This is a genomic window from Streptomyces sp. NPDC032940, assembly GCF_040636935.1.
GTDB lineage: Bacteria > Actinomycetota > Actinomycetes > Streptomycetales > Streptomycetaceae > Streptomyces.
On the sequence record NZ_JBEZVJ010000029.1, the window covers coordinates 101,971 to 108,835 of the forward strand.

5 protein-coding genes are annotated in these 6,865 nt (G+C 73.5%); all 5 read left to right on the forward strand.

Going from position 1 to position 6,865, the window contains the following annotated elements; all coding sequences use genetic code 11:
* Positions 1-168: 168 nt before the first annotated feature.
* Positions 169-1,356 (forward strand): serine hydrolase, encoded by a 1,188-nt coding sequence (locus tag AB0E77_RS28220; RefSeq protein WP_361575798.1) that lies wholly within the window; start codon positions 169-171, stop codon positions 1,354-1,356.
* A gap of 282 nt (positions 1,357-1,638) precedes the next feature.
* A complete protein-coding gene (locus tag AB0E77_RS28225; RefSeq protein WP_361575800.1) occupies positions 1,639-2,379 on the forward strand; it encodes a beta-phosphoglucomutase family hydrolase in 741 nt (246 codons plus the stop codon).
* Positions 2,376-4,733, forward strand: a complete 2,358-nt coding sequence (locus tag AB0E77_RS28230; protein ID WP_361575803.1) for a glycosyl hydrolase family 65 protein — start codon at positions 2,376-2,378, stop codon at positions 4,731-4,733. Before AB0E77_RS28225 ends, AB0E77_RS28230 begins: the two co-directional genes overlap by 4 nt.
* A gap of 169 nt (positions 4,734-4,902) precedes the next feature.
* Positions 4,903-6,375 (forward strand): hypothetical protein, encoded by a 1,473-nt coding sequence (locus AB0E77_RS28235; protein ID WP_361575805.1) that lies wholly within the window; start codon positions 4,903-4,905, stop codon positions 6,373-6,375.
* A gap of 69 nt (positions 6,376-6,444) precedes the next feature.
* Positions 6,445-6,865: hypothetical protein (locus AB0E77_RS28240; protein WP_361575808.1), on the forward strand; the 421-nt coding region annotated here is incomplete at its 3' end.

Genomic DNA, 6,865 nt, shown 5'->3' on the forward strand with positions numbered 1-6,865 from the left:
GGCACTCCTGAGGCTCGGAGCGACATCGCTATTGAAAGAGCGGTGCGTTGGCATACAGACTGTCCAGTAACGGCCAGATGATCTGGCAACCTAGGCGTCCGGCGTCGCCAGGTCAACGGTCCGGACGGCATCGACGCGGAACCCGACGACCCGAGAGGGAGCGGCACCATGTCCGAGACGACACCGCTGAGCGAGCTGAAGTGGACCCGGGGCTACACGGATCCGGCCTGGATCCGCCGCTTCACCTCCGCGGGCCGGGAGCTGGCGCCCAGCCGCCGCGTCTGGCGGGGCCGGGGGCCCGCCCGTCCGCTGCCGGAGCAGCCGCACGACCTGGACTCCCTGGAGCTGGTCACCACCGACGCGGGCACCCTCAAGCTGCCGGATCTCTTCGCGGCCGCACAGACGGACGCGTTCCTGGTGATGCACCGCGGTTCGGTCGTTCACGAACGCCATCTGCACGGCACCGAGGCGCACACCCCCCACTTCAACGCCTCAGCGGCCAAGTCCTACCTCGGCCTCGTCGCAGCGACGCTCGCCCACCGGGGCCTGCTGGACCGCACGGCCCGGGCGTCGGCCTACGTCCCCGAACTCGCCGGCACCGCCTTCGGCGAGGCCCGGGTCCAGGACCTGCTGCACATGGGCACGCGCGTGAGCTACGCGGGCCGCCCCTTCGACAAGGCGATCGAGGCCCACCGGTACCACGCGGTCGTCGCTCCCGCGCTGCGCCCCCAGGGCTACACCGGCCCGGACACCATCCGCGAGCACCTGCGCACCGCCCGCGCCACCGGAGCGCCGGGGGAGGAGTTCCGCTACGAGAACGGCAACGTCGAAGCACTGGCCGAGGTCCTGCGCCGCGTCACCGGATCGACCACGTCCGCCCTGCTCAGCGAGCTGCTGTGGACCGGGCTAGGTGCGGAGGAGGACGCGTACTACGTGCTCGACGCCGACGGGGTGGAAGCCGCGTGCGGAGGCTTCAGCGCGACGCTGCGCGATGTCGCCCGGCTCGGCGAGATGCTGCGCTGCGGCGGAGCGGTGGGGGACCGTCAGGTGGTCCCGGAGGAGGTGGCCGCCACGATCGCCGGCGGCGTGCCCGACGGCTACCCGCGCCGCGTCCGCTTCCCGGCGGCACCCCCGGACTCGCCGGCCCGGCTCTCGTACCACGACCTGTGGTGGATCCTGAACGACCCCTACGGCTCCTACATGGCCAGCGGCATCCACGGCCAGCGGCTCTTCGTCTCACCGGGTCTGGAGCTCGTGATCGTCCACTTCGGCTCCCAGGTGACGTCCCCGGCCGTGCCGCCCGCCCCGCTGGTCCAGGCGTTCCACCGGATCGGCACGCACCTCGCGGCGGCCTAGGTCCTGCCGTCAGACTCCCGTCGTCCGCCCGGAGCGGCGCCAGGCGCGGCGAGAGTGCGTGCATGGCGCCGCCAGGCAGACGGGGAGTCCGGCGACAGGGCCTAGCGGCGTGCCGCCCCGGCGAGCCGCCGCCTGCGGCCGACCGGCCGGCGGCGGGGCCGGGGCTGGAAGTGGCGGCGCACATGTCCGGCGGCAGCGGTCCCCCGGCACGCGGGCCGGCGGTCGTCCCCTTGTGGCGGGTACCACCCGATGGGACGCGCCCCGGCGGGGAACGTGTCGGGTATGACGACGCAGCTCGGACTTCCCGACGACATCCAGGCCTGCCTCTTCGACCTCGACGGGGTCGTCACCCGGACGGCGGTGGTGCACGCCGCCGCCTGGAAGGAGACGTTCGACGCCTTCCTGCGCGAGCGGGAGGGCGCCGGCTTCCGCCCGTTCACCGACTCCGACTACGACGAGTACGTCGACGGACGCCCCCGTGCGGACGGTGTGCGCACCTTCCTCGCCTCGCGCGGCATCGAACTGCCCGAGGGCGGGCCCGACGACCCGCCGGACGCGCCGACGGTCAACGGGGTCGGCAACCGCAAGAACGAGCTGGTCCTCGAGAAGATCCGCACCGAGGGCGTCGAGGCGTACGACGGCACCCTGCGCTACATCGAGGCGGTCCGCGCGGCCGGCCTCGCCACCGCGATCGTCTCCTCCAGCGCCAACACCGTGGACGTGCTGCGCTCCGTCGACGCCGAGCGCCTGTTCGACGTACGGATCGACGGCGTGGTGGCGCGCGAACGGAAACTGCCGGGCAAACCACGCCCCGACACCTTCCTGGCCGCCGCCCGCGACCTCGGCGTCGAGCCGTCCCGCGCCGCCGTCTTCGAGGACGCCCTCGCCGGCATGGACGCCGGCCGCTCCGGCCACTTCGGATACGTCGTCGGCGTCGACCGCGTCGGCCAGACCGACGCCCTGTACGCCCACGGCGCCGACCGCGTCGTCAAGGACCTCGCCGAGCTGGGGGGCCACGCGTGATCACCAACCGGACCTACTCCGTCGAGCCCTGGTCGGTCCGCGAGACCGAGCTCAACCTCGACCTCCTCGCCCAGAGCGAGTCCGTCTTCGCCCTCTCCAACGGGCACGTCGGCTGGCGCGGCAACCTCGACGAGGGAGAACCCCACGGGCTGCCCGGCAGCTACCTCAACGGCGTCTACGAACTGCACCCGCTGCCCTACGCCGAGGCCGGCTACGGCTACCCCGAGTCCGGGCAGACCGTCATCAACGTCACCAACGGCAAGCTGCTGCGCCTGCTGGTCGACGACGAGCCGTTCGACCTGCGCTACGGCCGGCTCGTCCAGCACGAACGCACCCTGGACCTGCGGCGCGGCGTCCTCGAGCGGATCTGCGAGTGGACCTCGCCGGCCGGGTCGACCGTCCGGGTGCGCTCCACCCGGCTCGTCTCCCTCACCCAGCGGGCCATCGCCGCCGTCGAGTACGAGGTGGAACCCGTGGACAGCAAGACCCGGGTGGTCATCCAGTCCGAGCTGGTCACCAACGAGAGCCTGCCCGACCCGAACGGCGACCCGCGCACGGCCAGGGCCCTGAAGTCCCCGCTCGAACCGGAGGAGGACCTGGCGCTCGGCCCCCGGCTGCGCCTGGTCCACCGCACCCGGCGCAGCGGCCTCAGGGTCGCCGTGGCGGCCGACCACGTGGTCGACGGCCCCGACGCGACCACCACCACCAGCAGCGAGAGCAACGAGGACGTGGCCCGGCTGACCATCACCTCCGTCCTGGAGCCGGGCCAGCGGCTGCGCGTGCAGAAGACGGTCGCCCACGGCTGGTCCAGCGCCCGCTCCCGGCCCGCGATGAGCGACCAGGTCGAGGCCGCGCTGGCCGCCGCCGCGCAGAGCGGCTGGGACGGGCTGGTGGCCGAACAGCGCGCCTACCTCGACGACTTCTGGGGCCGCGCCGACGTCGAGGTGCACGGCGACGAGGAGATCCAGCAGGCCGTCCGCTTCGCCCTGTTCCACGTGCTCCAGGCCGGCGCCCGCGCCGAGCAGCGGGCCATCCCCTCCAAGGGACTGACCGGTTCCGGATACGACGGTCACGCCTTCTGGGACACCGAGATGTTCGTGCTGCCCGTGCTGACCTACACCGAGCCCAGGGCCGTCGCCGAGGCGCTGCGCTGGCGCCGGGACACGCTGCCCGCCGCCCGGGACCGCGCCGCCCAGCTCGGGCTGCGCGGCGCCGCGTTCCCGTGGCGGACCATCGACGGCTCGGAGGGCTCCGCCTACTGGCCGGCCGGCACCGCCGCCTTCCACGTGGCCGCCGACATCGCCCACGCCGTGGTCCGCTACGTCGCGGCGACCGGCGACACCGACTTCGAACGGGACACGGGCCTGGAGCTCCTGGTGGAGACCGCCCGGCTGTGGCGGTCCCTCGGCCACCACGACCACCACGGCGTCTTCCACATCGACGGCGTCACCGGTCCCGACGAGTACAGCGCCATCACCGACGACAACACGTACACCAACCTCATGGCCCGCTCGAACCTCCTCACCGCCGCCGACGCCTGCGAACGCCACCCCGACCACGCGACCCGGCTCGGCGTCGACGACGAGGAGAGCGCCGCCTGGCGGGACGCCGCCGAGAGCGTCCACATCCCCTACAACGACGAACTGGGCGTCCACGAGCAGCACGCCGGCTTCACCCGCCACCAGCGCTGGGACTTCGCGAACACCGGTCCGGAGCACTACCCGCTGATGCTGCACTTCCCCTACTTCGACCTCTACCGCAAACAGGTCGTCAAGCAGGCAGACCTCGTGCTGGCGATGTACACCTGCGGCAGCTGGTTCGACGCCCACTGCGACGAGGAGCAGATCGCCCGCAACTTCGCCTACTACGAGCCGCTGACCGTGCGGGACTCGTCCCTGTCCGCGTGCTGCCAGGCCGTCGTCGCCGCCCAGACGGGACACCTGCGCCTGGCCTACGACTACGCGGCCGAGGCTGCCCTGATGGACCTGGCCGACCTGGAGCACAACACCCGCGACGGGCTGCACATCGCCTCCCTGGCCGGGACGTGGATGGCGCTGGTCGCCGGCTTCGGCGGCACCCGCCGCGAGGGCGACAGCCTCAGCTTCTCGCCGCGGCTGCCCGAGAAGTTCAGCCGGCTGGCCTTCCGGCTCCAGTTCCGCGGGCGGTGCGTGAGCGTGGAGATGGAGGCGGACAAGGTGACGTACAAGCTGCTGATGGGAGATCCCCTGACGATCCGGCACCACGGCAGCCCGGTGCACATGAACGGGGACGGCCCCGTCACGCGCCCCATCCCCGTGCCCGAGCGGCGCCCGACGCCCGAGCAGCCCCCGCACCGCCGCCCGAACGTCCGCTGACCCGACCCCGGGGCCGGGTCAGGACGGGGCGTCCGGCCGTATTCCGCCCTGCGGTTTCGCGCCGCGCGGGTTAGTTTGACCTCGGTCTCCGGGTTTCCGGGCTTCCGTCGGTGGCGGCAGGAGGCGAGGTCCGAACGGCCCCGCCGGCGGCGGGGGTGAGGGGTGCACGATGGCCGACGGCGCGAGCGCCCTGCTCACGGGCGGACGGCGACGCGAGGCGCCGGCGCCGGGCACCTCCCGGCGCCTGCGCGGTGATGCCCCGCTCGCCGCGGTGGCCGCCGCCTTCACCCTGGCCCAACTGCTGCTCGTACGCCCCGGTCTGGGCCTCGGCTGGGACGAGACGGTCTACGTCAGCCAGGTCACCACGCACCACCCGGCCGCCTTCTTCAGCGCCCCGCGCTCCCGCGGCGTCTCCCTGCTGGTGGCACCCGTCGCTTCCTGGTCGTCGTCCACCGCGCTGCTGCGCGTCTACCTCGCCGTGCTCTCCGGGGCCGGCCTGTACCTGGGGCTGCGGTCCTGGCGGGGCCTCTTCCCGGCGCGCGTCCTCGCCACCGCCGGCGCGTTCTTCGCCACGCTGTGGGTGACCCTCTTCTACGGCCCCCAGGCCATGCCCAACCAGTGGGTCGGGATCGGCGCGCTGATCTGCGTCGGCGGCTTCCTGCGGGCCCGGCGGGAACGGGAGCCGGGCGCCCTGGGGGCGGTGGTGGCCGGCGCCGCGCTCATGGCGTGGATGCGGCCCACCGACGCCGTCTGGGTGACCCTGCCCCTCCTGGTCCTCGCCCTGGTCCGCCGGCGCGGACGGCTGCTGCTCGCCCTCGCGGGCGGACTCGCGGCCGGGGGAGTGGAGTGGGTGATCGAGGCGTACGCCTGGTACGGAGGGCTGGCGGAGCGGCTGGAAGAGGCCTCCCGCATCCAGGGCGGGCTCGGCTTCCAGATCGCCGTCGACGACCAGCTGCGCAGCCTGGGCGGACGCGCCCTGTGCCGCCCCTGCACCGGGTCGATGCCGCATCCGGTGATCACCCTGTGGTGGGTCCTGCTGCCGGCCGTCGCCCTCGTCGCACTGGCCGTCGCCGTCCGGGCCCGGCGCACCGCCCGCACCCTCGTCCCGCTCGCCTGCGCCGCCACGGCCGCGTCGCCGTACCTCTTCATGATCGGATATGCGGCTCCCCGCTTCCTCCAGCCCGCCTACGCGCTGCTGGCCGTCCCCGTCGCCGACGCACTGTGGCACCTGGCCCGCACCCCCCGGGGCCGCCGGCGGCCGGTGGGCGCGCCGCTGGTCGCCCTCGCGCTGGCCGGACATCTCACGGTGCAGCTCGTCGTCCTCGTGTACACCGTGGACCGCACCGCCGAGAGCCGGGAGGACTGGGCCCGCACGGCAGGCGCACTGCACCGCCTCGGGGTACGCCCGCCCTGCCTGCTCACCGGACACGAGGCCATCCCCATCGGCTACTACACCGGCTGCTCCTCCGGCGCGACCAGCGGCAACAACGAGAACACCACGGTCGCCCGGATCCTGGACACGGCCCGCCGGATCCCCGTCGCCGCCGTCACCGCACCGGGCGGCACCCCGCCCGCCTACGCCCGCACCTGGGTCCCGTACCGCATCGGCGATCTGGACATCCGCGTCGCGCCCCCGGGTTAGAGATCGCGGATCGGGAAACGCGAACCGGACACCGAACGACCGAGCCGACGCACGCGCGAGGAGGCAGCGATGGGCACGGACCCGATGGCCGACGACGCCTACCAGCCCACCGGAACCAACGAGGAGCAGGCGGACGCCGCACCTCTCGACCTCCAGGACGCCGTCGACGAGCGGGACTACGACGAAACGCTCGACGAGGGCTACTCCCCGCCGGAGAAGCCGCTGGGCGTGACCAGGCACGGCACCACGGCCGCCGAACAGCACGACGGCGAGACCCTGGACGAGCGGCTGGCCCAGGAGGAGCCCGAGGTGAGCGCGCCCGACGGCGACGGCGTGGGCGACAAGCCCGGCGGCGAGGGCGAACCGGTCGATCCCGAGGCGGGCACCGAACGCTCCGCCGGAGTCTCCGAGGTGTTCGTCAACCTCGCCCGCCGCAGCCAGGTGCTGCTGCACAAGCAGCTCACCCTGCTCGACACCATGGAGCGCCGCA

Coding starts and splice junctions, on each gene's coding strand:
- AB0E77_RS28220 (WP_361575798.1), top strand. CDS start 169: ATGTCCGAGACGACACCGCTGAGCGAGCTGAAGTGGACCCGGGGCTAC.
- AB0E77_RS28225 (WP_361575800.1), top strand. CDS start 1,639: ATGACGACGCAGCTCGGACTTCCCGACGACATCCAGGCCTGCCTCTTC.
- AB0E77_RS28235 (WP_361575805.1), top strand. CDS start 4,903: ATGGCCGACGGCGCGAGCGCCCTGCTCACGGGCGGACGGCGACGCGAG.